The organism is Eubacterium callanderi, assembly GCF_900142645.1.
Taxonomy (GTDB): Bacteria; Bacillota; Clostridia; order Eubacteriales; family Eubacteriaceae; genus Eubacterium; species Eubacterium callanderi.
Genome location: NZ_FRBP01000007.1, coordinates 100,049 through 124,184, shown reverse-complemented (window position 1 = coordinate 124,184; position 24,136 = coordinate 100,049). Strand labels below are relative to the sequence as shown.

The 24,136-nt window shown below is 48.8% G+C and carries 21 protein-coding genes; 11 read left to right on the top strand and 10 right to left on the bottom strand.

The genetic code is table 11. The features are described from left to right. Positions 1–17: 17 nt before the first annotated feature. From BUC22_RS10790 to BUC22_RS10780, 3 genes are read right to left on the bottom strand one after another with little or no spacing between them, the layout of a single operon-like run. Positions 18–1,205 carry an apurinic/apyrimidinic endonuclease family protein gene (locus tag BUC22_RS10790; RefSeq protein ID WP_013378413.1) on the bottom strand — a complete coding sequence of 396 codons (1,188 nt, stop codon included), beginning with the start codon at positions 1,203–1,205 and terminating at the stop codon, positions 18–20. Between the two features lie 21 nt (positions 1,206–1,226). Further along, the gene (locus tag BUC22_RS10785; RefSeq protein ID WP_013378414.1) at positions 1,227–2,270 is read right to left on the bottom strand and encodes an alcohol dehydrogenase catalytic domain-containing protein; all 1,044 of its coding nucleotides are present in this window, start codon (positions 2,268–2,270) and stop codon (positions 1,227–1,229) included. 17 nt (positions 2,271–2,287) lie between these two features. Then, positions 2,288–3,340, bottom strand: a complete 1,053-nt coding sequence (locus tag BUC22_RS10780) for a galactitol-1-phosphate 5-dehydrogenase (protein ID WP_013378415.1) — start codon at positions 3,338–3,340, stop codon at positions 2,288–2,290. Positions 3,341–3,554: 214 nt separating this feature from the next. On the opposite strand from BUC22_RS10780, the gene BUC22_RS10775 reads away from it, so the two are divergent. Both BUC22_RS10775 and BUC22_RS10770 read left to right on the top strand, forming a co-directional pair. After that, positions 3,555–4,400, top strand: coding sequence for a MurR/RpiR family transcriptional regulator (locus tag BUC22_RS10775; protein WP_013378416.1), 846 nt, complete (start codon positions 3,555–3,557; stop codon positions 4,398–4,400). Positions 4,401–4,563: 163 nt separating this feature from the next. Beyond that, entirely contained in the window at positions 4,564–5,103 is a 540-nt protein-coding gene (locus BUC22_RS10770; protein WP_013378417.1) for a DUF6323 family protein, read from the top strand. 20 nt (positions 5,104–5,123) lie between these two features. Here the strand turns inward: BUC22_RS10770 and BUC22_RS10765 are convergent, their stop codons facing one another. From BUC22_RS10765 to BUC22_RS10745, 5 genes are all read right to left on the bottom strand, one after another. Continuing rightward, on the bottom strand, positions 5,124–5,648 hold the full coding sequence (locus BUC22_RS10765) for a YcxB family protein (protein ID WP_013378418.1): 525 nt from the start codon (positions 5,646–5,648) through the stop codon (positions 5,124–5,126). Between the two features lie 75 nt (positions 5,649–5,723). Beyond that, the gene (locus BUC22_RS10760) at positions 5,724–7,862 is read right to left on the bottom strand and encodes a glycoside hydrolase domain-containing protein (protein ID WP_013378419.1); all 2,139 of its coding nucleotides are present in this window, start codon (positions 7,860–7,862) and stop codon (positions 5,724–5,726) included. A gap of 174 nt (positions 7,863–8,036) precedes the next feature. Next, on the bottom strand, positions 8,037–8,771 hold the full coding sequence (locus tag BUC22_RS10755; RefSeq protein WP_013378420.1) for a peptidoglycan-binding protein: 735 nt from the start codon (positions 8,769–8,771) through the stop codon (positions 8,037–8,039). After that, positions 8,762–9,022, bottom strand: coding sequence for a phage holin (locus BUC22_RS10750; RefSeq protein WP_013378421.1), 261 nt, complete (start codon positions 9,020–9,022; stop codon positions 8,762–8,764). Before BUC22_RS10750 ends, BUC22_RS10755 begins: the two co-directional genes overlap by 10 nt. 187 nt (positions 9,023–9,209) lie before the next feature. After that, a complete protein-coding gene (locus tag BUC22_RS10745; RefSeq protein WP_013378422.1) occupies positions 9,210–9,608 on the bottom strand; it encodes a hypothetical protein in 399 nt (132 codons plus the stop codon). Positions 9,609–10,048: 440 nt separating this feature from the next. Here BUC22_RS10745 and BUC22_RS10740 point away from each other — a divergent pair, with 440 nt between their 5' ends. Continuing rightward, on the top strand, positions 10,049–11,479 hold the full coding sequence (locus BUC22_RS10740) for a trimethylamine methyltransferase family protein (RefSeq protein ID WP_013378424.1): 1,431 nt from the start codon (positions 10,049–10,051) through the stop codon (positions 11,477–11,479). Between the two features lie 10 nt (positions 11,480–11,489). Beyond that, a complete protein-coding gene (locus BUC22_RS10735) occupies positions 11,490–12,719 on the top strand; it encodes an MFS transporter (RefSeq protein ID WP_013378425.1) in 1,230 nt (409 codons plus the stop codon). Here BUC22_RS10735 and BUC22_RS10730 read toward each other — a convergent pair. After that, a complete protein-coding gene (locus BUC22_RS10730; RefSeq protein ID WP_013378426.1) occupies positions 12,716–14,167 on the bottom strand; it encodes a sigma-54 interaction domain-containing protein in 1,452 nt (483 codons plus the stop codon). The two genes, BUC22_RS10735 and BUC22_RS10730, sit on opposite strands and share 4 nt — an antisense overlap. A 266-nt stretch (positions 14,168–14,433) precedes the next feature. Here BUC22_RS10730 and BUC22_RS10725 point away from each other — a divergent pair, with 266 nt between their 5' ends. Further along, positions 14,434–15,027, top strand: a complete 594-nt coding sequence (locus tag BUC22_RS10725; protein WP_013378427.1) for a hypothetical protein — start codon at positions 14,434–14,436, stop codon at positions 15,025–15,027. A 46-nt stretch (positions 15,028–15,073) separates the two neighbouring features. Here BUC22_RS10725 and BUC22_RS10720 read toward each other — a convergent pair whose 3' ends face one another. Next, on the bottom strand, positions 15,074–16,465 hold the full coding sequence (locus BUC22_RS10720; protein WP_013378428.1) for a sigma-54 interaction domain-containing protein: 1,392 nt from the start codon (positions 16,463–16,465) through the stop codon (positions 15,074–15,076). Positions 16,466–16,763: 298 nt separating this feature from the next. Between BUC22_RS10720 and BUC22_RS10715 the strand changes: the two genes are divergently transcribed. From BUC22_RS10715 to BUC22_RS22675, 6 genes are all read left to right on the top strand, one after another. Next, complete coding sequence (locus tag BUC22_RS10715; RefSeq protein WP_013378430.1) at positions 16,764–18,227, top strand: trimethylamine methyltransferase family protein; 1,464 nt, start codon at positions 16,764–16,766, stop codon at positions 18,225–18,227. Positions 18,228–18,254: 27 nt separating this feature from the next. Then, positions 18,255–19,169: a sugar phosphate isomerase/epimerase family protein gene (locus BUC22_RS10710; RefSeq protein ID WP_013378431.1), complete on the top strand. Its 915-nt coding sequence runs from the start codon at positions 18,255–18,257 to the stop codon at positions 19,167–19,169. Positions 19,170–19,190: 21 nt separating this feature from the next. Beyond that, positions 19,191–20,531 (top strand): MFS transporter, encoded by a 1,341-nt coding sequence (locus tag BUC22_RS10705; RefSeq protein ID WP_013378432.1) that lies wholly within the window; start codon positions 19,191–19,193, stop codon positions 20,529–20,531. Positions 20,532–20,545: 14 nt separating this feature from the next. Beyond that, positions 20,546–21,949: a trimethylamine methyltransferase family protein gene (locus BUC22_RS10700; RefSeq protein WP_013378433.1), complete on the top strand. Its 1,404-nt coding sequence runs from the start codon at positions 20,546–20,548 to the stop codon at positions 21,947–21,949. A 371-nt stretch (positions 21,950–22,320) separates the two neighbouring features. Next, entirely contained in the window at positions 22,321–23,670 is a 1,350-nt protein-coding gene (locus BUC22_RS10695) for a BCCT family transporter (protein ID WP_073382870.1), read from the top strand. After that, positions 23,562–23,915, top strand: coding sequence for a BCCT family transporter (locus tag BUC22_RS22675; RefSeq protein ID WP_278286326.1), 354 nt, complete (start codon positions 23,562–23,564; stop codon positions 23,913–23,915). The genes BUC22_RS10695 and BUC22_RS22675 overlap by 109 nt, the downstream gene beginning before the upstream one ends. Positions 23,916–24,136: the final 221 nt, after the last annotated feature.

The following is a 24,136-nucleotide window of genomic DNA, read 5'->3' as shown; positions in this document are numbered from 1 at the left end:
ATTCAGTCTTGTCGGTTTTATTTCAGCCGCTCAATGAGTTCGTTGAGCGGCATGCCATCCTTCGGAATAAACGTACGCCAGTACGCGCAGGTCTCTTTTAATTTGTTTTTGATTTCTCTTGGATGCTCAGCATTGGATGCAAAAATTTCAAAGCTCAGGTAGATGGCCTCAGCCTTTGGCGGCATGGCCGGATCTTCCTTTTCATAGGATTTTGCGATGGCCGCAAGGAGCCGGGCGCCGTCGATGATGCCCGCGGCGTTGTTGTCCTCTGTGAAGGCCGCGTGGGAGGAGGTAACGCCGTTGGTCTGCTGCATATGCATAATGGGGGAATAGCAGGCCAGCGCCTCAAGCCAGGCATACGGGTCAGAATCTGCCGGATCAAAGGAGAAAAGGTGAGGATAGCGCGCCATGTCGGCCTCAATGGCGTCCAGGATACCGTCGCCGGTATCTTTGTCCTTGATGGCCTTCTCCCAGACTGCGTAGGTGGTATCACCGCCCAGCCAGGGCTCTGTGAAGACACGGCCCTCTATTGCGGCTTCAATGCTTTTACGGACAGCGTCCCGGGAGGGTTTTTGAAAGCGCACCTGTCCAACCATGTGGCCCATGTCGATGGTGGTGTAGACGGGATTCTGGCCGATGTTGTAGATGTCTCTCAGAAAGTTCTTTGTGCCCTCGATGGTCCAGGGAGTCTGGTGGGGCGCGTACATGGCCTCAACGCACACCGGAATATTGCCGTTGTCCTTTGCGATGCCGCCGATTTCAGACAGCAGCTCTGAAACTTTGCGGGTTTCTTTTTTGTAGAGCTCCGGGTCCTGGAGCACCCTGTCAGGATAAGCGTGAAGCGAAAAGCCAATGCCGGAGCCGCGCGCGCCCAGCCTTTCAATGGCTGGCTTTACCCAGCCCTCCAGCATATGGCGGGCCATTTTTTCGTTTGGGTGGGCCAGTCCGGCAGTGCGGTAGGTCTGATAGCCGGTGAAAAAGTTGGCGACATGGATATCCTGCGCGGCCTCCACTGCCTTTACCCGGTCAAACCACGCGTCAAGGTACCAGTCCGGCGAGTAGAAAAAGTCCGCCTCGTTGTCAAAGCTTGCCTCGACATAGTCAAAGCCAAGCTGTTTAATGAGCGGCCCCCAGGTTTCAGGCTCCACCCAGCGCTTGATGGCAAAGCAGTTATCCAGTACCAGGTATATTTTTGGGTAGTTCATAGATGATCTCCTGTTTTTAGTTTATGGGTGAACAACAACCTTCATGATGTTTTCATCCCGGATTGCGGTGAAGCCGTCCATGATATTTTCCAGCTTAATGGAACGCTCGATATACTTTTTGGCATCCAGCTTCCCTTCTGCCATGAGCTGCATAATTTCGCGCATACAGTCCGGCGTAGTGGCGTGCACACCGCAGACCTGAAGCTCCTTATAATGGATGAGGTTCGAGTCGATGTGCCCCCTGCTCTCACCCGGAAGCCCGCCAAACAACGAAATACGCCCCATCTTTGCGGCGATGACCTGAGCCTCGGTGTGGACAGAAGGAACAGAGGTCGCTGTGATGACCACATTGGCGCCGCGGCCCTCAGTGATTTTTTCAACCTCTGCCGCCGTGTCCTGTGTGAAGGGATTGACCCAGATCACACCCGGTACCTTTTCCATGGCGATTTTTCCCCGTTTTTCGACAGGTTCCACAATAATGACCTTTGCAGCCCCTTTCTGGAAAGCAAGCTCGGCATGGATACAGCCGATCATGCCGCTGCCGTAAACGACCACGAAATCGCCGGGCTCAATGTGCATGTAGCGCTGGCCGTTTAAGGCGCAGGCTGCTGGCTCGATCAGGGTGGCGTCATCATACTCAATGCTGTCCGGCAGCTTGATGACATTGTTCATCTTGATGGCCTGGGCCGGAATCTCCAGATAAGGTGCGAAAACACCCTCATATTGGAAGCCGATGGTGGTCAGGTGGTCACACATATTGGTATGGCCGGTTTTGCAGGGCCAGCACTCGCCGCAGCCGATGGCCGGGGCGATGGTGACACGGTCCCCTGCCTGATAGCCGTGCTCCCTGGCAAGTTTGCCGGCATGGACAATATCCCCGGCACACTCGTGGCCCAGGACACGCGGCACGTCAATTTTGTCATTTCCCTTTAAGAAAGTGCGCATGTCTGTGCCGCAGATCGAAGCGGATTTTACCTTGACGATGATGTTATCGTCATTTCCCTGAGGCTCGGGAACCTCCCGAACCTCGAGCTCTCTGTTTTCATTAAGTACAAATGCCTGCATCGCTTTTTTCCTTTCGGTTATTCCTGTCCCCAGGGGTAGAACATGACCTTGTTGTAGAAGAAGCCGCCTTCCTTGATTTTATCAAAGATACCCGGGCAGTCATCCAGCGGCAGGCGGTGGCTGATGATATCCCTGGCGGTCATTCCGCGTTCGCCGAACATTTTTAAGGATTCTGTCCAGTCCTCACCGGGATAAGGCTTCGTGAAGGAGTTCCATGAACCGATAACGCTCAGCTGGCTGCGCATGATGGTGTCCACTTCCTTTTCGCTTAAGTCTAAGCCTTTATGAGAAATTCCGAGGAAGACAACCCGGCCCATTTTAGAGGCCATGAGAATACACTGCTTCTGGGCGGCCGGCACGCCGGAGAAATCAATGACCAGATTTGCGCCTTTTCCGTCGGTCGCTTTTTTAACCGCTTCCACAGGATCTTCGTTTAAGGAATTGATGGTCACATCTGCGCCGACTTTTTTGGCGATATCCAGCTTTTCATCCCATACGTCCACCGCAATGACCTGAGACGCTCCGCAGAGCTTTGCGTATTGTGCGGCGAATAAGCCGATGGGGCCGGTGCCGCAGACACAGACACTGTCGCCTTCTTTAAAGCCGCCGCGCATGAGGCCGTGATAGGCGTTCGCACACGGGTCAAGAGTTGCGGCGTCCTCATAGGATACGCCCTCCGGAACCTTTAAAAGGTTGGATTCCTTGACGGATACATATTCGGCGAGGGCGCCGTCGCGTCTTGAGCCATAATAATCATAATCCTCGCATAAAGAGTAGATTCCCTTCTGGCACCATTCGCATTTCCCGCATGGAATGAGCGGCGGAACCACAACCCGGTCCCCGGGCTTAAAGTTTTTCACATTTTTTCCAACAGCTTCGATTTCACCGGAAAATTCATGTCCGATGGTAATCGGTGAAACGTGAGCGCCATAGACCAGAGCTCTTGGAATATCTGAACCGCAAAGACCAACAGCGCGAACCTTCACCATCGCTTCGTCGTCCATCATTTTTGGTTTTTCGACATCCTCAACCCTCAAGTCTCCAGGCTTATACATTCTTACTGCTTTCATTTTTAATCTTTGCCTCCTCTGATTATTTGTTTCTACACAAAAATAGTATTAAATTTACGTTTTGTATTTACTATTCGTAAATTATAAACGAATTATAACATCATTTTTTGACGATGTCAACATACATATCGTAAATTATTAACGAAAAAGTGTTTTACTTTCAGAGAGTTATGAAGTATAATTAATTCAAAAAGAGGAAAAAGGGAGAAATCTTATGGCTTCTTTATTAAGTGATATACGAACAAAATACAATCTGCTCTCTAAAACGCAGAAGACCATTGCAGACTACATACTGGATAATCCGGATGCTACCATTCTTTTGTCCATTACAGAGCTGGCCAATTATTGCAGCACCAGTGAGACAACCGTTATGCGGTTTCTCAAAAAGCTGGATTATGATTCTTATCAGATTTTTCGGGTTAATCTCGCAAAAGAGCTGATCGACAGCCCCAGTGAGACCATCAATGAAGAAATTGCAGAGGGCGACAGTACCTCTGATATCAAGCGCAAGGTGATTAAGCATACCAATACCGCGGTCAGCGATCTGGAGTATTCTATCAACCAGAAGGATATTGACCAATGTGCAGAGATGATTCTTAATGCAAGGCGCGTGACATTTTTTGGAATCGGCGCCTCTTCGGCCGTCGCCATTGATGCGCTGCATAAGTTTGGGAAAATCGGGTTAAATGTTAACGGCTTTCAGGATTCACACCTGATGAACATTCACTGCTCACATATGACCTCTGAGGACGTCCTGTTTGTGGTTTCCCATACAGGTGAAAGTGTGGAGGTGTTGAACGCAGCCAGCCTTGCAAAGGAAAACGGCGCAAAGATTATATCGCTGACCAGCTTCAGCAATTCCAGCCTGGCGAAAAAATCCGATGTGTTTTTATCCAGCTCCACCAATGATAAAAAATACCACTCCGAAGCCATGGCGTCCAGAATCGTCCAGCTGGTGATTGTGGATATCTTGTACCTGTCCGTCTTTATGCAGAACGAGGCCAAGTTCTACAAAGCCCTCAACCAGTCGCGGATTGCGGTATCCTTAAACAAAACATGAAAAAAGTTCCAGCCAAAACCTGGCTGGAACTTTTTATTTTGGGATAAGCACTTCCCCTCTACCTCCATTATACCCCACAAAATTTTCAACTACAAGACTGTTTATTTCTGAAGAATGGGCGTACAATAGGGGTTACTCTGCAAGAGAAAGGAAGTGTCTGGAAATGATGGATCTTATGAAAACAGCGGCTGAAGTACAGCTGGTGGAAGACACAAAAGCAGTGCTGGCCTGCAACGAAGAAAGCGAACACTTTGGCCTTACCCTGTCCGGCGAGGATGCGCTGGCAGTGATGGAATCCCGAAATGAAAGCCTTAAGAAACACCAGCGCGTGGAGATTGGTCCCTGTGTCACTAAAAAAATCATCCACCTTTTTTGTGACTCCCAGTATATCTGGCAGGAGAATTATGTCAAGACGCTTAAGCGGCTGCAGGATATTTTTTTCCTGTATAAAAACGAATCTGATGATCTGGTTTCAGACGACGAGCTGCTGACCTTTATGCAGGAGCAGTTTGAAGGCGTGTGCTTTGGCGATCTCGACTATCTTGAGACTACCTGCCTCCAGCGTTTCTGTATGGCTGTGCGGGCCGGCTACCGCGGCTACCGGAAATCCGGCGGCCACAGTGAGTACAGCCTGTTTGACGAGGAACCACGGTGGGATAAGGAGCTCTATATGAAGGTGCTCAGGGAGCTGGCCTGGGAGTAAAAAAGTCTATACGGTCAGTCTTAAAGCGCATTGCCCGTTTTATTCAGAAAAAATTCCCTGAAATTTTCCGGTGTTCCCTTTGTGAAAGCATTCTTTTGGAGCACAAAATAGATATTTTTGTAGTAAAAAACAAAATGAAGATCATCCTCTTTAAAATTGGTCAGTTCACTGTATTCCAAATGCTTCATAAAAGTACAGTCGGCGTAGTTTTCATAAAATAAAAACACAGGGGGCTTGTCTTCAACCTTATTCACTTTTCTTAGTCTGGCGCCCTTTAGTTTTGTTATAAAAAAGATAAAACGGTCATAGTTGCATGCATAAAGTTCAATGAGTGCTACAAGGCTCAGTGCAGCTAAGCCGATGAGTGAAATCAGATCAAATTTAAACCCGCTTAAAAGAAAAATGATTATTTCCATTCCGGCGATAAGCACTCCCATGATTTTTATGTTTGTCATATCTTTGGATAACCCCAGGGTGTTTTTTTTCAGAAGTTCTTCAGTATCCGCCTTGGTGTAGTGCGGCTCATTTATGTATAGCGCTTCCATGGTGACCTCCATTATTTTTTTATATTATACCAAAAGAAAGCCCCCTTTAAAAGAAAGCTTTCTATAAGACGTTTATTAGTTATTATATGTATTGATGGCCAGCAGGACAGCAATCATTAAAGCTGCGCCAGTAGATGCAGTAAGACCGCCCGTTGGAACAGCGGCTATCAGAAGTACTATCGCTAAAACAAGCCCACCTGTATATAAAAGTGCTCTATGATTTGCAACAATATTATCAAGATCCTGTTGATAATCTGGTTGTCCTTTCATTTTAAAGGAAATTTCGAAATAAACATTTCTGTTTTCAACGGATGTACTATAGACTAACTGTTTTACCTGAATATTAAATGTTGGGAATCCATCAACGGTTGAAAATGAAATGGTGAGTGTACCATGATTAATACTGTTCGCAAAAGCAACGGATGTTTGAATACCTCCAGAAGCATTGATGATAGCTTTATCGGTCGCTGTTAAAGTATCTAAAATTTTTTCTGCGGTAGTAATGTCACCTTTTTCAAATTCGCCGTTATTAATGGTAATTGTGGCTTTATCACTTGAAGGAATGGTACTGGTGTCTACCATTGGCGTAAATGAACCACTCAGGCCGAACTTGTATTCAATATCAATGAACGGCCCTGGAATAGTGGTTTTCTGATTCCAATCCCAGCCAATACTTGGATCAATGTGAAAAATTCTAAGCATTTCATTACAAAGTCCTTTAGCGACATTAGATAGAGTAAGGGATGAAACCCCGGTATCCTGTCCTGAAGCCATTACCTTATCAATATTAATTTGTGAGTCACCAGAACCATAGCTTGTTTCATAAAATTGGTCAAAGGCCCAATTGCTTGGAATTCGTACACCAATATTACCTGAAAAGCCTGTTGACATATCCGCAACGTAGCTTGTTTTGGCGTAACCTGCATTTGAAACACGAGTGCAGACATTACGCGGTCCATAAATTCCCACATTGTAGTGGAGTAAATATACTGAAAGTGCTCTGAAATATTCGAGAATATTGCTATCCACCTCAAAATCATAAGCATCAAAATCGACTGCAAAGTAAATCGTTGTATTCTCAGGAAGTCCTAGCTCTTGAGCTGTTGATGCAGCATATAAAGCGTCCTGTCGGCCCTGCTCATGGGTAAAGTAGCTTGCATCGGTAACATCCATGTTTCCGGATAAATCATTACCTGATCGTTCAAAGATAGGAACAAACTTCATTCCAGCTTCCAGAATTAAACTGATTTCTGAAATGGATACGGCCCAATAACCTGTAATATATCTTCCAACATAGTTGATACCAATACTTTTTAGATACTGAGCTCGCTGGCTCGTGATGCGGTCAGTACAATCGCAGGCATTGCAGCTGCGGTCCACATTTCCTTTGCTGACAAGTAAAGCCGCCCAAGTCGACAAGCCAACCCATCCATCGGCTTCCAATGCCATCAGGCTCTGGAAATTGATCACAGCATTTTCAACGCCGGTATCAAAGATACCATTAAAAGAGCCTGGGTTAAATCCATTGACATAGAGCATATACTGAAGCAGGTAAACCAAAGCGGTCTGTCTGCTGTTTAACGCAACATTATGATCATTCGCTCCCTGTGCTGTGCCAGGTCCGAACACACCATTTGGCTCATCAATACCAACTTCTTTTTGAAAGGCATAAAGCAGCGCGTTACAGGTGTTTCTGCCATAGACCCCGTCACAGGGACAGATATTCAAGTCCATCCAGAAGTAATCACTGTATTTATTGTTAAGTGCCTGCTGAATGGCTCGAATGCGGCTGTCACCGCCTGAAATTAAAACGACAGCATCTGTGGATAATAAGCCTTTCATTGTTTTTGCATCCACTTTCCTGTCAGCGGTAAGCCCAGCTGCCATTTTAAATTGGTTTACACCGGAAACGGTTGTATTGTCAAAATCCTGAGTCAGATCCTGGGAAGAGAACCCCTTACACCATAACCCTCCCTGAATAATATTGACAATATGACCTTTCGCGCCACTTTGGACAGTTGGACAAAGCTCTGCGGTCATTGGGCCAAACTCACCAGTTGGTGTGGAAACACCAATTTCAATTTGCAGAGCTGAAATTAAAGATGCCACTGTGCCATTCCCTGTTTGGCCGTCTTCCGTACATGAGATATAACCATTAAAATTTTTATAGGTTGCATTTAACCATTTCTGCGTCATTAATACTTTCTGATCCATAATATAAATCCTTCTTTCTGTTTTTATTTTTTTAGTAAACCGACAATGTGCACTTGCCGGTTTAAGAAGAACCGGTCCTCTGCTTTAGTTTTTGGCCTTATGCAGTGTCGGGCGCTTTTATAATGCTATTTTATCCGCGTTTCTCTGCTTTGTCTGTGTGCAGTTTGTGTGTTTTTAAGCATTCCACTGAAAATGCACAAAGCTCCTGTCATAATAGCGGATGGTCTTCAGGCCATACCGCTCACCCGCGTCTGCTACCGCATCGACGGTGTACCCATTGGCGGCATAGACGGCAATATCAGCCGCCCGTCCCAGTTTATGGTAGGAATCCGGCACACCGCCGACTTCTGCGTTGAGGATTTCACACCTTACGCCAGAGGTCACGACCAGGGGAATCCCCAGGTCATTGCGCACCTGCTCCAGCTTTTCGATGAGTGTCCGATTCATCGGAACCGGAAACCCATCGCAGTATTTGCCGCCGCACTCACATTTAAACTCCTGCATATTAAAATGCTCGGTTACCTGTTCCTGCGGGTCAAAAGCTGGCGCCGGATCGGCTGTGGCATAGTCAAACAGGGCCGCTTCAGTGTTATAGCCGACGATGCCGTCAGCGACGAGTCCAAAATCGGCCTGCAGTGTCTTGACGGCCGCATCGGTTAAGGGGCCTGGAAGGCCATCGACAGGGCAGCCGCAGCCCTTTGCGTTCAATTGCGCCTGTATGCCGCGTACCTGCTTGGACAGATGCTCTTTTGTCACCGGACCGGCAATGCCGTCAGCCTCAATGTCATAACCTTCCTGGGTCCGCCTCACAGCAGCCTGGGTTTCGGGTCCATCATAGCCATCGACGGTCCCCGGCGCGTAGTTGCAGAGCTTGAGGGCTTCCTGTACCTGTGTTAAGGTCATCTCCATTTTTTTTCACCGCCTTCCTTTTTGTCTTTCTTTTTTAATACCTGTTCTGAATCGCTGATGCTGGGGGTTGTCGGATCGACAATCACGCCCATTGCAACGGCACAGATGACAACTGCGTTTAAAATCTTTTCGATTAAAGGCACGTTAAAATCCGTTGAGATAAATCCCTGAGCGTACTGCAGGATCAAAACGATCAGGCCGATACAGGCAACCCAGAAGGCTTTGTTCTTTAATCGAATCTTTAAGTTCATTCCGATTATCACCTACTTTCTATCGAAGTCTGCTGATGTTGTGGTATCGCGATAACAGCTATGCTTTCGATAAGCACATTATAGCACTGCGTTTGTGGACCGGCTGTGCTCACTTTGTGCTGTGTTTGCTTAAAAAAAAGAGCCTTCCGGCTCTTTGGAGGCAAGTGGGAGAATTTGATTACTTAATCTAGCGTTTCATCACTTGATTTGCTTTTGAAGCGACATGGCGGATATAATCATAGTCATACTCAAGCTCCTCGGCGATCTGCACCAGTGATTTTCCAGTATAGCGCTGCATGTAAAATACTTTTTTCTGGATGTTTTTAAGCTTTGGAATTGCCTCAAGAATAACCTTAAGGCTTTTTTTAAGCAGGTGTTCCTGACGGCGCTTCTCACCCACCGCCTCCCGGATAAGCGTTAGCTGTTTAAGAATTTGCTGTTTTCTTTCCACCCTTGTGTAGGATGTTTTTTCAGATAAACGCATCCATTTTTCTTCAAGCTGAGTAAGATGGATAATCTCCTCCTGGATAATGGCCAGCTCAGCTTTCAGACTGATGACAGAGTCGTCCTTTTCCAATAATTTCATATACTCCCACCTTTCGAATGAATTTTCTTTTTCGAACATATGTTCTTTTTAAATGATCATACGCTTATCAAGAGAAAATGTCAATGAAATCCATTGGAGTGGACAAATATTTACTCTAATTTAAGCAAGTATTTTTTTGAGTTTAAAGATTAATTGTATTCTTTGCGGCTGTTTTTAAAATAAAAATTTCAAAAAGTGTCAATATTTTGGACAGCTTTTCTTCATCTAGTTGAAATTTCGTTAAAAATATTGGTTTTTAGGTTTGTTGTTTTTTATGACAGTGTCAATATTTTGAACAAAAATAAAAGAAAAACTAAGTAAAAAAATAAAATTACGGTGTTTTAGAGTGATAAATCCTGGTTTTTTCGGTATATTTTTGGCATAAGAATTGCATTTACTAAATATCAAGATTTAATGCTGCTACATTTGGGAGGAACAAGATGAAAAAATACGAACAGTTTATTGCAAAAGAGGACATTGAATTAATTCATGAGAATACCATTCGTATTCTTGAAAACGTCGGGGTAAAATTTGAGCATGAGGAAGCTCTGGAGATTTTCAGGAAGCACGGCATGCGGGTCGAGGGCGATGTCGTCTATATGGGTGAGAAGGATGTGCGCGCGGCTCTGTCAACGGTTCCGGAGACCTTTACGCTGTACTCGGGCAGAGGAACCGTAGAGGTTGGAGGCGGCAGTATGGTCAAGCTGCCGGTGGGCTGTCCGGCTTTTATTGAGGACCGTGGCAATATCCGTAAAATTTTAAATAAAGACATTATTGATCTGTTTAAGCTTATTGATACCAGTCCATTGCTTGACTGTAACCACGTTAACTTTTTTACCGAATCGGAAGGCTTTTCCGATGATGTGAAGCGCTATTCCTATCTGGCGCTGCTCATGAAATACTCCAATAAGCCTTTCCCTTTTGCCATTCCCGATACCTCGGCAGAAAAGGGTAGCCTGCGGGAAGCCATGGCAGGCGGTATCCGCCTGATGAAACGGTTTGAGGGCGTTGAGGATAAATGTCTGGCTTCGGTGGGGATCAACCCTCTTTCGCCGCTCTGCTATGACCATGCCCCCATCGAGCGGATCATCGGAACCTGCAGCGAAAACCAGGGTATCTGGCTGGCCTCCTGTGTGATGCCGGTTTTAACAGCTCCGCCTTCGGTCGCTTCAATCCTGACCATGGTGAATGCAGAGATTCTGGCAGGCTTTGTTTTTACGCAGCTCTTAAAACCCGGAACACCGATGATTTACGCCAATGTATCCGGCTCGACAGATTTGAGGACTATTCAGCTGAGCATGGGGAATCCAGAGGCGGCGCTGATGATTTACGGAACAGCGGCTCTGGCCGATTATTACCGCGTTCCCTTCCGGGCCGGCGGCGCCATCAGCGACGCCAAGGATCTTGATTTCCAGGCAGGTATGGAATCCATGATGATGGCCGAAGCGACCGTAGAGGCAAAACCGGATATGATCCTCCACAGCACAGGCTGTCTGGGGACATACAATATCGTCAGCTTTGAAAAAATGCTGATGGATGAGGAAATCTTTGCCTATGCCGAACGGATTCACCGGGGCATTGATGTAACGGAGAAGAAAATCTGCTTTAAGGATATTGAAAAGACCGGACCAAGGGGAAATTTCCTGTCTGGCAGAACGCCGAAAATGTACCGTGAAGAATTTTATCTCACCCAGTACCTGAACAAGGCCGACGCCAACGACTGGCAGAATAAAGGCCGGGTCGGGCTCAAGGAAAATGCCGGCCAAAAGGTGCAGGAGAGAATTGAGGCTTACCAGGCGCCGGAAATTACAAAAGAGCAGGAAGAATTGTTAAAGCCGTATTTGCCGGAAGCTTACCGGGATCAGATTTAGGAGGCCTGTCATGAGTAAGGGAAAACGTAATTTTCTTTTGGTGTTGATCAGTGTGATGGTGGGAATTATCTATTTTATCCCCTACCTCCGCTTTTTCTTTTATGACCAGATGCTGGACGGATTTCATCTGACCAACTTGCAGCTGGGCACGCTTGGGTCGATTTATGGCCTGGTCGCCCTGTTCTGCTACCCGGTCAGCGGTTATCTGGCCGACCGTTTCAGCGCGCGTATTCTGCTGACCATCTCTTTTTTAGTCATGGCAGGGCTCACTTTCTGGCAGTCCACTTTTCCAGGCTATAATACACTGGTGGTTATCTATGTCCTGTATGGCTTCTTTACGACCGCCACGCTCTGGTCACCTTATATCTGTTTTGTGCGCCATCTGGGAACAGAGGAGGAGCAGGGAAAGCTTTTTGGTGTCAGCGAGGCCATGCGCGGTGTGGTCAGCGCGGTAACCGGCTTTGTTTTTCTCTGGATGCTGGGCCTTTTTGTGGACAGCGTGGGAGGAATGCAGGTGCTCCTGTGGATTTCGGTTGGGTTATATGTGCTCTTCGCGGCTTTGAGCATCGTCTTTTTACCTAAAACGGAGGTTAAGGGCTCAAAGCAGGACAGTCCTCAGGAAAAAGGAATGAAAAATATTATAAAAGCGCTCAAGCTCCCCGGCACATGGCTGGTTGCGTTCTTCCTGTTCAGTTGTTTTTGCGTGATCAATACCGGGACAAACTACCTCGGCACTTACACAACACAGGTGCTGGGCGTATCGGCCTCTGTCTCCAGCGGACTGGCGATTTTCAGAAGCTATGTCATCGTGATTGCGGCAGGTGTGCTGGGCGGTATACTGGCGGATAAGGCGAAATCCAGAGCCATTTTTATCAGCGGCCTTCTGGGCGGTATTATCGTGTGCGCAGCGCTTTTGATTTTCAGCAGCAGCCTGGTAACGGTGTCCATTGTCATTACCATGGTCATGTCCTTCCTGTATTTTACGGTTAAATCTGTTTATTATTCAGTCATGGGTGAAGGCGGGATTCCCCTTGAACTGACCGCGGCCGCCACAGGCATCATTTCCTTTATCGCCTATGCGCCGGAGGCCTTTATGACGACCATCATGGGTTCGTGGATTGACGCGGACCCGGTGGTGGGCTTTAATAAGATATTTATCTGGATGATCAGTTTTTCGGTGATCAGTATCATACTGGCTGTGATTATTTACAGACGGCACAAAAAAGCTGAGGGCATTTAGCCCTCAGCTTTTTCCAGGTTGTACTTCTTAATCTTATTGTGCAAGTTTGTCCGGGAAATCTGGAGCTGCTTTGCGGTTTGGCTGATATTATGGCCGTTATTTTCAAGGGCATCCTGGATGATCTTTGCTTCATAGGCGTTCATCAGATGGCTGAGCCTTTCTTCCCCGCTGGTTCCGGGCAGGCCGGAGGGCGGCGCTTTTTCGGGAGCGGCCTTTGTCCTAAGTAGGTACTCAGGCAGGTGGTGGGGTTTGATAAAGGCTTCGTCCTTTCCCGCGAAGTAGATGGCCTGGGTGATGATATGCCGCAGTTCCCGGACATTGCCGGGCCAGCTGTGGTATTCAAAAATCTGTTTTACCGCGCTGGACAGCCGGGTGACCTTTTTTCCGAGCACTGGCGCCATACTGCCAATAAAATACTCAGCCGTTTCAGAAATATCTTCCCGGCGCCGGATAAGTGGTGGAAGCTCAATGGAGAAAACCGCCAGGCGGTAATAGAGGTCTGCCCTTAAATGGCTATTTTCAATGGCGATGAAAGGCTCCTCGTTGATGGCGCTGATAATACGGCATTTACAGGGCTTTTCCTCCTGGCCGCCCACCGCGCGGAAGCGCCCGGTCTCCAGAACACGCAGCAGCTTTGACTGGAGCCCGATATCCATGGAGTTGAGCTCATCCAAAAACAAAGTGCCGTTCTCAGCCTCTTCAAACAGTCCTTTTCGGTTGACAGCGCCGGTATACGAGCCTTTACAGGTGCCAAACAGAGTGCTTTCAAGCAGGGCTTCCGGGATAGCGCTGCAATTTACAGCCACGAAGGGATAGGAGGAAAAGGCACTGTAGTTGTGAATGCTCTGGGCAAAGACCTCCTTACCGGTGCCGGTCTCACCCCAGATGAGCACAGGGGCATCTGTTTTAGCCGCGATTTTCCCCCGGTAGACTGCTTTTTGCAGCATCGGGCTGCTGCCGATCACATTGGCAAAGGTGTGCTGGGTACCGTTTTGCAGGTATTGGGAGGGGGCCTGGCGGTCGCTCTGCTTTTTATTGCCGTCGGCGATCATTTCCAGATAATCCGAGACCTCGCGGTAAATGCACAGGGCGTAGTCTATTTTACCGTTTTTACCGTAAATGGGGTAGGTGCTGCACAGAATATTTGCCTCATTGCCGCCGACTGTGGTGTAATAGTCCAGCGTTTCCTGATAGATTTTTCCGGTTTTCAGCGTATCGAGCACCATTGAGCGCTTTGGGCGGATGATGTTTGGAAACTGCTGTGGATTATAGAGCTCTTCCGGGCTTTTTCCAATAACCTCGTCACGCCGCAGGGCTTCAATTTTTTCACAGCCCTTAGAGTAACAGATGATACGCCCCTCGGCGTCAAGAATCATCACGGCCATGTCCGTGATGCGCTCCAGATCACCAATGTTCAGGGGGCGCAGCGCCTTTAAATCCTGTTCCATATTTTTACCTCTTTGTTTTAGGATTGATGATTAAAAAACTGTGAGTAAGACAGTCGATTTTTGTTTTTTACACTATTTTTATAATTTTAATCAGTTTTAAGCTACGGTTATTATACCATTTTTCTTAAAAATTGAAAGCATTCAAAATTAAATATTGACAACGTTCAATAATGGGTGTATATTGAAAGCATTCAAAGTTGCGCGCCTTTGTAATTCAGAATGGAGAAATTAACTGAATCACTTTAATTATGTAAAGGAGAAAAACAATGGATGAAAACAGAGTAAGTGTTCCGGCAGATCCGGGAGGGGCCATGCTGTTTGTTTTTTCAATGGAGGTAATATCTTTTTGGGCCGTTTATTTGGATGTTTTTTCGGAGGGAACATACTTAGTGCTTGGGTGCTTAATGCTGGCTGTTTATCCCGTTTATCTTATAGGCGCTTTTATTTATTATAAGCGCAATGATGCTTATATGGGCAATTGTTATTTCATTTTTGGCTCTCTCTTCGGAGGAATTTTTGGTTTAATCTACATTGCTCTGCATTTTGGATTTCTGTTTGGCTGGGATATGAACATTTCGATTTTAGCGATTCCCATGTTTTGGGGAAGTCTTGCTGTTTTTGCGCTGCTCAAGCCGATGCTTAAAGGGCCTGTTATCCCGCTTGTGGTTTATGGTATCGCTGCGATATGGCTTTTTACCTATGGATTAGAGCTGCTTTCTGTTGGCTCGCTGATCATTTTTACAGTTAACAAATACCTGTCGCTGATTGTGGGAGTCGGCACAGCTTATCTTTTTGTCAATGATCTTTTGCTTTCAGCTGGAGACAGGGGTCTGCCAATGGGGCCGCTTTTGGGCCATTAGGCGTAAAAGCAGGAAGCAGGATTGACAGGCCTGTTTCCTGCTGTTTTTACTCCTCCTTAGCACAATATTTCCGTATGAGCCGGCTGGCTTTTGACTGGGTAATGCCAAGCTCCTCAGCCACGCCGACAGAGGTTTTTCTGCGGCTGTAGCAGTCCTGGATGATGTAGCTTTTGACCTGATCCAAAAGCTGGTCGTAGGAATAGTAGAACTTATCATCCGTCCGGGGAACGTGCATGCGGATCTCCTCGGGCACCTTGCTCTCGTAGATAATGGAGCCGCTGGTTAAAACATACATGCGCTCAATGACATTTTTGAGCTCACGGATATTGCCAGGCCAGTCGTAGTTGACCAGTGCCAGCAGGGTCAGAGAGTAAAAAACTTTGTTCGTGCCGTATTTTAAATTTTGTTTTTTGAGATAATGGAGAGAAAGGGGGATGATATCCTCCTTGCGTTCTCTGAGGGGTGGGATATAGCTGATAAAGGAGCCGATACGCCAGTAGAGGTCCTCTCTGAAGGTTTTTTGCGCGATGGCAGTTTTTAAGTCCTTATTGGTGGCGGAAATAATGCGCACATCCACATGGACAGGCGTGGTGCCGCCGACGGGCAGGAAGGATTTGCTCTCAATGGCGTGCAGAAGTTTTACCTGGAGGTTTAAAGGCAGATCCCCGATCTCATCGAGGAAAACAGTCCCCTTGTCGGCGGATTCCAGCAGGCCCTTTTTTCCGCGGGTATTGGCGCCGGTAAAGGAGCCGGAGGCATAGCCGAAAAGCTCGCTTTCCAGCAGATTGTCGGGGATCGCGCCGCAGTTGATGGACATAAAAGGGCCAAAGCCGCGGTCACTGCACTGGTGGATGTACTCAGCGATCAGGGTTTTGCCAGTGCCGCTCTCGCCCAGCAGCAGGATGGACATGTCCGACTTCGCGATGCGTTCCAGCTCCACAATCCGCTTCAGAAAAGCATGGCTTTCCCCCACAATATTGCGCCGCTGGCGCTTTTTTACTTTCTCGGGCTTTTCCATAAGCTTAGCATCTGCGTCAAAATCTACATCCGAAAAATTTTCCTGAATCACATAGACGGTAAAGTCGATGTCATCCGGCGCCTCCTCTTTCATGACGGGGGTGTCAATGATTTCCATGTAATTGCGCGACAGCATATTTTTCTGCCGGTAGATCAGCGGCCTTTTCATGGCCAGCATATTTTTATAGGCGGGCGGGTAGACAACACCCTCCCATTTCCCCCAGTCGCTGTCGCCCACCAGATCCTCGGGCAGCTTGCCGTAATGCCTTGAGATGGCCGGGTTCACGTAGATGGTTTTTCCGTTCTGGTCGCTGACAAAAACGCCCAGAAAAAGATTTTCGAGAATTTTAATATAGAGCTCCTTTGGAAGAGACATGAGATAGTTCATGTATTCTTCGCTGTGCTGAAATGGATTGTTCACAAAATCACCGCCTTTTCTAAAGTATACCGGGATTCTTTATAAAAAACAAGCGATTTCCGAAAAAATAGTCATTTTTGCATAGATTAATAAATATTAAAAAGTATGGGTAGTTAAAAATGATTAACAGACGGCCCTTTTTTATGGAGAAATGGCGCATCTGGGGCTTTTTTAAAATTGGCACGGGTCTTGCGTTATTAAACGGCATGAATCGGAAAGCCGATCCTTCCAGAATCTGCAGAATGATGGAATCAAGTGTAATCAACGAAAAATGACTGATATGAAAAATTGGAGGAAAACCATGTACCCGAACCGTAATTTATTTGAGAAATATATCACCAGAGATGAAATTGAGCTGATCCATGAATATACCTTAAAAATTTTAGCCGAGGTCGGTGTGGTCATTGAGAGCGACTACGCCGCGGAGGTGTTCGCGAAAAACGGCGCCCGCGTGGAGGGCCATAAAATTTTTATCGATGAAGCCCTTTTAAAGCGGGGCCTCTCCACAGTGCCCAAGGAATTTGACATTTACAGCCCATCGGGGAAGCTTACCTTGGGTGAAACCGCCCCGACCATCTGCGCAGGCCCTGTGGCCCCGACCACCATACAGGATTTTGAAAACAACACCTACCGGCCGGCCAACCTGAAGGATGTGGCCGAATACTATATGCTCCAGGAAACCAGCGCAGTCATTGACATGCCCACCCATTCCTGCCAGAACACTGACGATCTGGACAAATCCGGCGATGATTTCCACACGCCGCAGGTAGCCATGGGACTTAAATACTGCCGTAAGCCCATCTATCAGGGCAACACCATCACCCCCATCAATTACAAAAAAGGCTCCCTGGTGGAGGCAAACCGCAGACTGGTCAAGCTGCACCGCGAATTTTACGACATCTGGGACAAGCCTGTGACCATGTCCAACTGCTGTGTGCTCTCGCCGCTGGCCATCGGCGCAGAAGTCGTGGACACCATTGTGGGCGCAGTGCTTGAAAACCAGCCGGTCATCATTATCTCCTGCTCCATGACGAACCTGACCTGTCCGCCGACGCTGGCAAGCGCCATTGTACAGGACAACGCCAACATCCTGGCCGGGATTGTCCTCACCCAGCTCATCAACCCGGGCGTAGGCGCGGTTTATGGCTCGGTAACCTCCCCCACCGACATGCGCAATGTCCAGCTGGCTACCGGCGCGCCCGAAGCTGTGCTCATGCAGATGGGACTGGTGGCCATGGGGCGTTACTATAACCTGCCAGTGCGCTCCGGCGTATCTGCCACCACCGCCGTTGACCTGGACTTCCAGTGCGGCGCGGAATCCATGATGACCCTCATGACCGGCATGCTCGGCAAAACGGACTTTATCCTGAACGCCGCGGGTGCTTACGGCGGTTATAACCTGGGCTCTCTGGAAAACTTTGTGCTGGATGAAGAAAATATCGCTTACCTCAGGCGTGTGAACCAGGGGCTGGACATCACCGAGGACAAGCTGTATTTTGACCTCATCAAAAAGACCGGCCCCCGCGGCAATTATCTGAAGGGCCGCACGCCAAAGGATTATAGAAAGGAAAACTATTTCCCGAACATCTTTGTCCGCGAGGGCGGCTCCCCGGCAGATGTCATTGAAAAGAACGGCAATCTGGTGGCCCGGGCCCGCAAGGTTATCAACGAACGGCTGGAAAGCTACGCGCTGCCAGATGTCACCACCACCCAGAAAAAACTGTTAAATGAATACCTGCCGGAAGGCCATAAATACGATTTATAAAAGATAAGAAGAAAGAGGAGTAAAATAATGAGACGAAACGACCGACCATTACAGTTAGGCATGCACACCTATACCCTGCACCTCAGCGGACTTGGCGAGAGCTGGGGATTTGACGACACCCACGCCTTTGAAAAGTCCATCAACCTCATGCAGCTCATGGATCTGGCTGTGGAATGGGGGCTGGACGGCCTCCACATCACCAATGTGGACCTGGAAACCCTTGATCCCGCCCATCTGGCAGAGGTGAAGGCTGCCGCCGAGGATCACGGGCTCTATCTGGAATACAACGTATCCTTTGACGCCCCCTGCGACCCGCGTGTCAACTCAAACGTGCATGACGCCCTGGTGAACGCCAAGGCCATGGGCGCAGATCTGGTCAAATTCAGCCTGGACATCGAGCGGCCAAAGCCGCTGTATGGCACTTGCTTCCACCCGGAGGTCATGTCGCAGCTGGCAGCGCGCTACCGTGAGTTTAAGGAGAATATTCCCCTCATGGAGGAGCTGGGGCTTCAGGTTTCCATCGAAAACCACTGCGATACCTACGCCGACGAGGTTATCTGGCTGGTAAAACAGCTGAACCACCCAGACATCGGGGCGTGTCTGGACACCATCAACTCCCTGTGTGTGCTGGAAGGTCCGGAAGCCTGCGCGCAGAAGATGGCGCCTTACGCAAACTGCTGCCACTTCTGCGACAACAAGCTGGTCATCGACCCGGACGGCACCCACTCCATCGGTGTGGCCATTGGCGATGGGGATATTGACTGCGCCAAAATCCTGAAAATGCTCAAGGAGGAAGCGCCGCTTTCCCGAATCACCTTTGAGGTGGAGTATGAGATTGGGGAGGATACCCTGGAGGTTGCCAGGGAAAAGGAAATCGAGGCCTGCAAAAAGAGCATCAACTATCTGCGCAATGTGTTAAAGCTTGGCGTCCGCGGACGCTAAGCGGGAAGAGGGGATAATAATATGAAAGTAACCGGGAAAAAAAGATGGGTTGTACTCACGCTGGTCTCACTGCTCGGCGGGATTATGGTTTATGTGCCGTTTCTGCGCTATAACTACTATGACCAGATGATCACCGTGTTCACACAGTTTAAGCCCATTGTCTCAGAATCTTACGCCCACGAGTTTATCGGCGATATTGGCCTGTGGTTTGGTATCTTTTCGGTATTGATCTACCCGATCGGGGGGATTCTGGCCGATAAATTCAGCGAGCGGAACCTGCTGGTCATCGGCGCGGCCATCATGGGCCTTGCCTCTTTCTGGTATGGCATGGTGCCCGGCAGCACGGAGATCATGATTATCCACATTCTTTACGGCATCGGCACCAGTATTTTTATCTGGTCCGCCTATCTGAAGGTTGTCCGCAAAATGGGGACAGACGCCGAGCAGGGCAGAATGTACTCCACGTCAGAATTTGTAAGGGCCATTGTCGGCACAGCCATCGGCTTCTTTGGCGCAAGCCTTTTAAACAAAGCCATTTTCTCAGGCACAGGCGTGGACGCGCAGGTGTTGGGGCAGCAGTGGCAGCTCATGCTGTTCTTCAACGGCGCGCTGTTCATCGTTCTGGGAATTTTGATTTTTATCCTTGTGCCGCGGAAGATCACCGGCGCTGAAGAGAGCAATGAGGTGGTTCAGGAGGGCTTCAGCATGAAGAGCATCACCACGGTTTTAAAAATGCCGGGCACCTGGCTGCTGGCCCTGCTCATTTTCTTCTGTTTTTCCTTTACCTCTGCCGGCGCGGGTTATCTTGGGACATACACCACGAATATTCTCGGCATTTCAGAGACCCAGGCCAGCAATTTTGCGGTTATCCGCAACTATATTATCGCCGGGCTTTCCACCCTGGCCATTGGCTTCATCGCAGATAAGATCGGCTCAAAGGTAAAAACCCTGGGCATATACCTGGTGCTGGCGACCGTCATGGCAGTGGTCATGATTCTGACAAAGGACGCGACCATGCTGTGCATTGTCGTCACCTTCGTGTTCGCCACAGTCTACACTGGCATGCGCGGCATTTATTTCGCAACCCTGAGCGAGGTCGGGATTCCGCTGTCACTCACCGGTGTGGCGACTGGGATCATCTCTCTGATCTGCTACACGCCGGATATTTATTTTGCCAAGCTGGCAGGCTCCTGGCTGGACGCCTACGGCAGCGCGGGCTATGATTTTATCTGGTACTGGGCCATTGGCTGCGGTATTCTGGGGATTATCACAGCCGTCATTACACTGGCCTATTCTAAAAAATTACAGGCAAAAAATAAAACAAAACAGCCAGCAGCAGAAACAGTTGCTGACGCAGAATAATTGAGGAGGAAATCATGAAACAAGAATACAATTTTGCGCCAAAAGAAGAGCTGGAGCTCATCCACGCCCATTCCCTGAGGCTTCTGAAAGAAACTGGCGTTGTCTTCTACTGCGATGAAGCCCTGGAAGTTTTTAAAAAGCACGGCGCGCGTGTGGACGGCGAGACGGTTTTTATTGAAGAAAAAATGCTGAACGAGGCCCTCAGGACCATTCCCAAAACCTACGAATGGCACGGCCGGAAGAACACCCTGACCCTTGGCGGCGGCAAGCCCATCTATGCCTCCAGCTATGGCCCCATGTACGTCTATGAGGATGACGACTATCATTTTCCTACGCCGCTGGATTTCGCCAACTTCGCAAAACTGGACCAGAGCAGCAGGGTGGTGACCATCGGAAATCCCAACAACATGGATATGCCCCAGATCAAGCCCGAGGAACGGAGCAATTACGCCATGGCGGCCACCCTCATGTACCTTGACAAGCCCCTCATGGGCATGGTAGACGGAAAGAAAAGCGCCACAGACTGCCTGAATATGGTCCGCCGTTTCTACGGCATGGACGATTCCGACAAGCGCTGTGTGGTGTCCGGGCTCATCAACGTGGCCTCGCCCTTTCACTATTCACAAGCCATGTGTGAAGGCCTGATGAAATACGCCTCAGAAGGACAGGCAACCTTTGTGACCTCGGCAGGCATGAGCGGCCTGACGGTTCCGGATACCCTCGCCGGGCATATTCTGGTGGCAAACACCGAAATTCTGGCCGGCGTTGTGCTGACACAGCTCATCAACCCGGGCGTTCCGGTGGTCTACGGACTCCAGGGGCTTGGCTCAGACCTGCGGTATACGGTCGGCACCATGGGCAGTCCAGAACAGTCGCTCATCTTCCAGACCGCCAAGGCTCTGGCAAACTTTTACGGCATGCCTGTGCGCACCGGCGGTCTCATGAATGACGCCAAGGATATGGACATCCAGGCCGGCGTCGAATCCTTTAACAGCGGTTACGCAGCCATCATGTCCGGCGTGGACGTCATGCTCCTGTCCTGCGGCATGCTGGACTCGGTCAATACCATCAGCTATGACAAGTACATCTATGATGAGGAAATGATCCAGTCCATCGAACGCTTTGTCCGCGGCTATGAGGTGACCGAGGAAACACTGCAGCTTGATAAAATACAGAAGGCCGGCCCGGGCGGCGATTTTCTGGGAAGAACCACAAGACTGTACCGCAGGGACTACTTTATGCCCGAGATCTGCAACCGGCTGTCCCACGGCAACTGGATCGCTGCCGGAAAACCGATTGTCAAAAGCCGGACAAAGGCAGCGTACCAGAAACGTCTGGAGGAATATGTGATGCCCGAAATGGATAAGGACCAGAAGGCCTTGGTTGAAAAATACATTCCAAAGGAACACTGGTATTAAGTCATATAGAAAAATAAAACGCTTCAGACTGGGGTCAGAGGTCCTTCGATATAAGGGCCTCCCAGATTGTCAAAAACCTGAGAGACGAAGCCTTTTACCTAAGAAAGAAAAAAGCGGCCTGCGGGAACCACCTTTAACGGATAGCTTCTTTACTAAAGTTGATCCTTAATTTCACCAGTGTCCGGCTGTTCCTATCATGCAGCACGATTCCTGGCCGTTATCCACAGCGCCTGGACCTTTTTTCTTATCTGGATAAAAGGCACAGTCTCGGGATACGCCACTTCTTTGACACGCTGAGAGGTCCTTTGGTATAAAGGGCCTCCTCCAGTCCAAATGGTTTTAAGAGGGTTTTGAGAAAAGAGGAGAAGAACATGGAAGGTAAAAATAAAGAAAAAGGTAAAAGCGTTTGGCAGGAGGTTGATAAGCGGGTGCTCATCCCCGGGGGGATCTGCCTCCTTCTGGTCGTTCTGGCCGGTGCGGTCTTTCCCGCACAGTTCGAGACAGGGCTGAGCGCCTGTGTGGAATGGATTATGGCGCATTTTAAATGGCTGTACATCGTCTGCGTGTGCGCCATCACCATTGTCTGTTTCTGGCTCATCTTCAGCAAATACGGGAATATCCGCCTCGGCGGAAAAAAGGCAAAGCCCAGCTTCAGCCTCTTTACCTGGTGCACCCTGTCCCTCACCGGCACCATCGCTGTCGGTATCTGCTTCTACGGTGTGTCCGGCCCGGTTAACGCCTTTATGAACCCGCCGGAATTTCTGCACGTTGCGCCGGGGAGCCCGGAGGCGGTTATCCCAAGCTTGAAATACTGCTTTCTGCATTACGGCATACCATCCTATTTTCTCATGGTCTTCTTTGCCATGATCCTGGCTCTGGTCTACTATAACGGAAAGCGGGATCTGCGGGGGAGCTCTACCCTCTTTCCACTCATCGGGGATAAATCCAAAACCTGGATTGGGAATATCGCCAATATCCTTATGGTGGTCTGCCTGATTGTCTGCGGGACCAATATGGGTCTTGCGGTTATCCAGTTGAACGCGGGCATCGGCACAGTGGCGGGTATGACCGAGACGCCCAGCTTTGAGGTGGTTTTGATTGTCATCTACACAGTCGCTACGGTCATTTTCGCCACCTCCGGCGCCCATAAGCTTATGGGACGGCTGAGCAATGTCAACGCGGTCTGCTATGCGGTAATCCTTATTTTTGTCCTGTTTACGACGAGCGTGAACGATACCTTTAACCTGCTTTTTACCGCCCTCGGCGAGTTTGTCAGAGACTTTATCCCCATGATCTCCTTTGGCGATCCCATCTATCAGACCGGCTGGCAGAACAGCAATTCCATGTTCTACTATGCCTGGAATCTGGTCCCGGCCCTCATGCAGGCGCTTTTCTATGTCAGCATCGCCTACGGGCGTACCCTGCGCCAGTTCCTGCTCGTCAACTGCCTGCTGCCCTGCACCGTGGTGTTTACCTGGTACGCCGCCTTTGGCGGAAACGCCATGCTGGGCATTTTAAACGGCAGTGATCTCTTTGCCCAGATGCAGCAGTTCGGCGACGGCATCGCAACCTTTGCTTTTCTGGATACCCTCCCCCTGGGACAGATCATGAAGTGGGTGTTTATCATCGTGGCCATGATGACCTTTATCACCTTCTCCGATTCTGTGGCCTACTCCTTTCCCATGCTCCTGATGAAAAAAACTCGACCGACATCTCTCTGACCAAAATCCCCAAAGCCTTAAACGCCGCAGTCGCCATTTTCATGGGCGTGCTGACCATGGTGCTGCTCTTTGTGGGCGGATACGACGCCCTTAACCAGGTTATTGTGGCTCTGGGCTTCCCCGCGGTCATTTTTACCCTCATCGTGCTCATTGCCGGGGTGAAGTTTATCCTGCATAGGGATAAGTACGACGCGACTTATATTGAGGAGATGGAGGAAGCTGCTCGTACAACGAAAATCGAATGACCGCTTCAAGCAGCGGCAGGTTCGTGATACGGTTTCGCTCAACAATATCTTTAAGTAAGGAGGAAGAAAACGAGGAAATAGAATAAACTGAGCAGTTCAGCTTTAAAGGCGGATTCCATTTAATGACGGAATCCGCCTTTTTGTTTAACAAATTATTTAAACCATTTCTCCGTCAGTCGATTTTCTGATTTTTGTGGTATATAGTCATTAGAAAAATAACT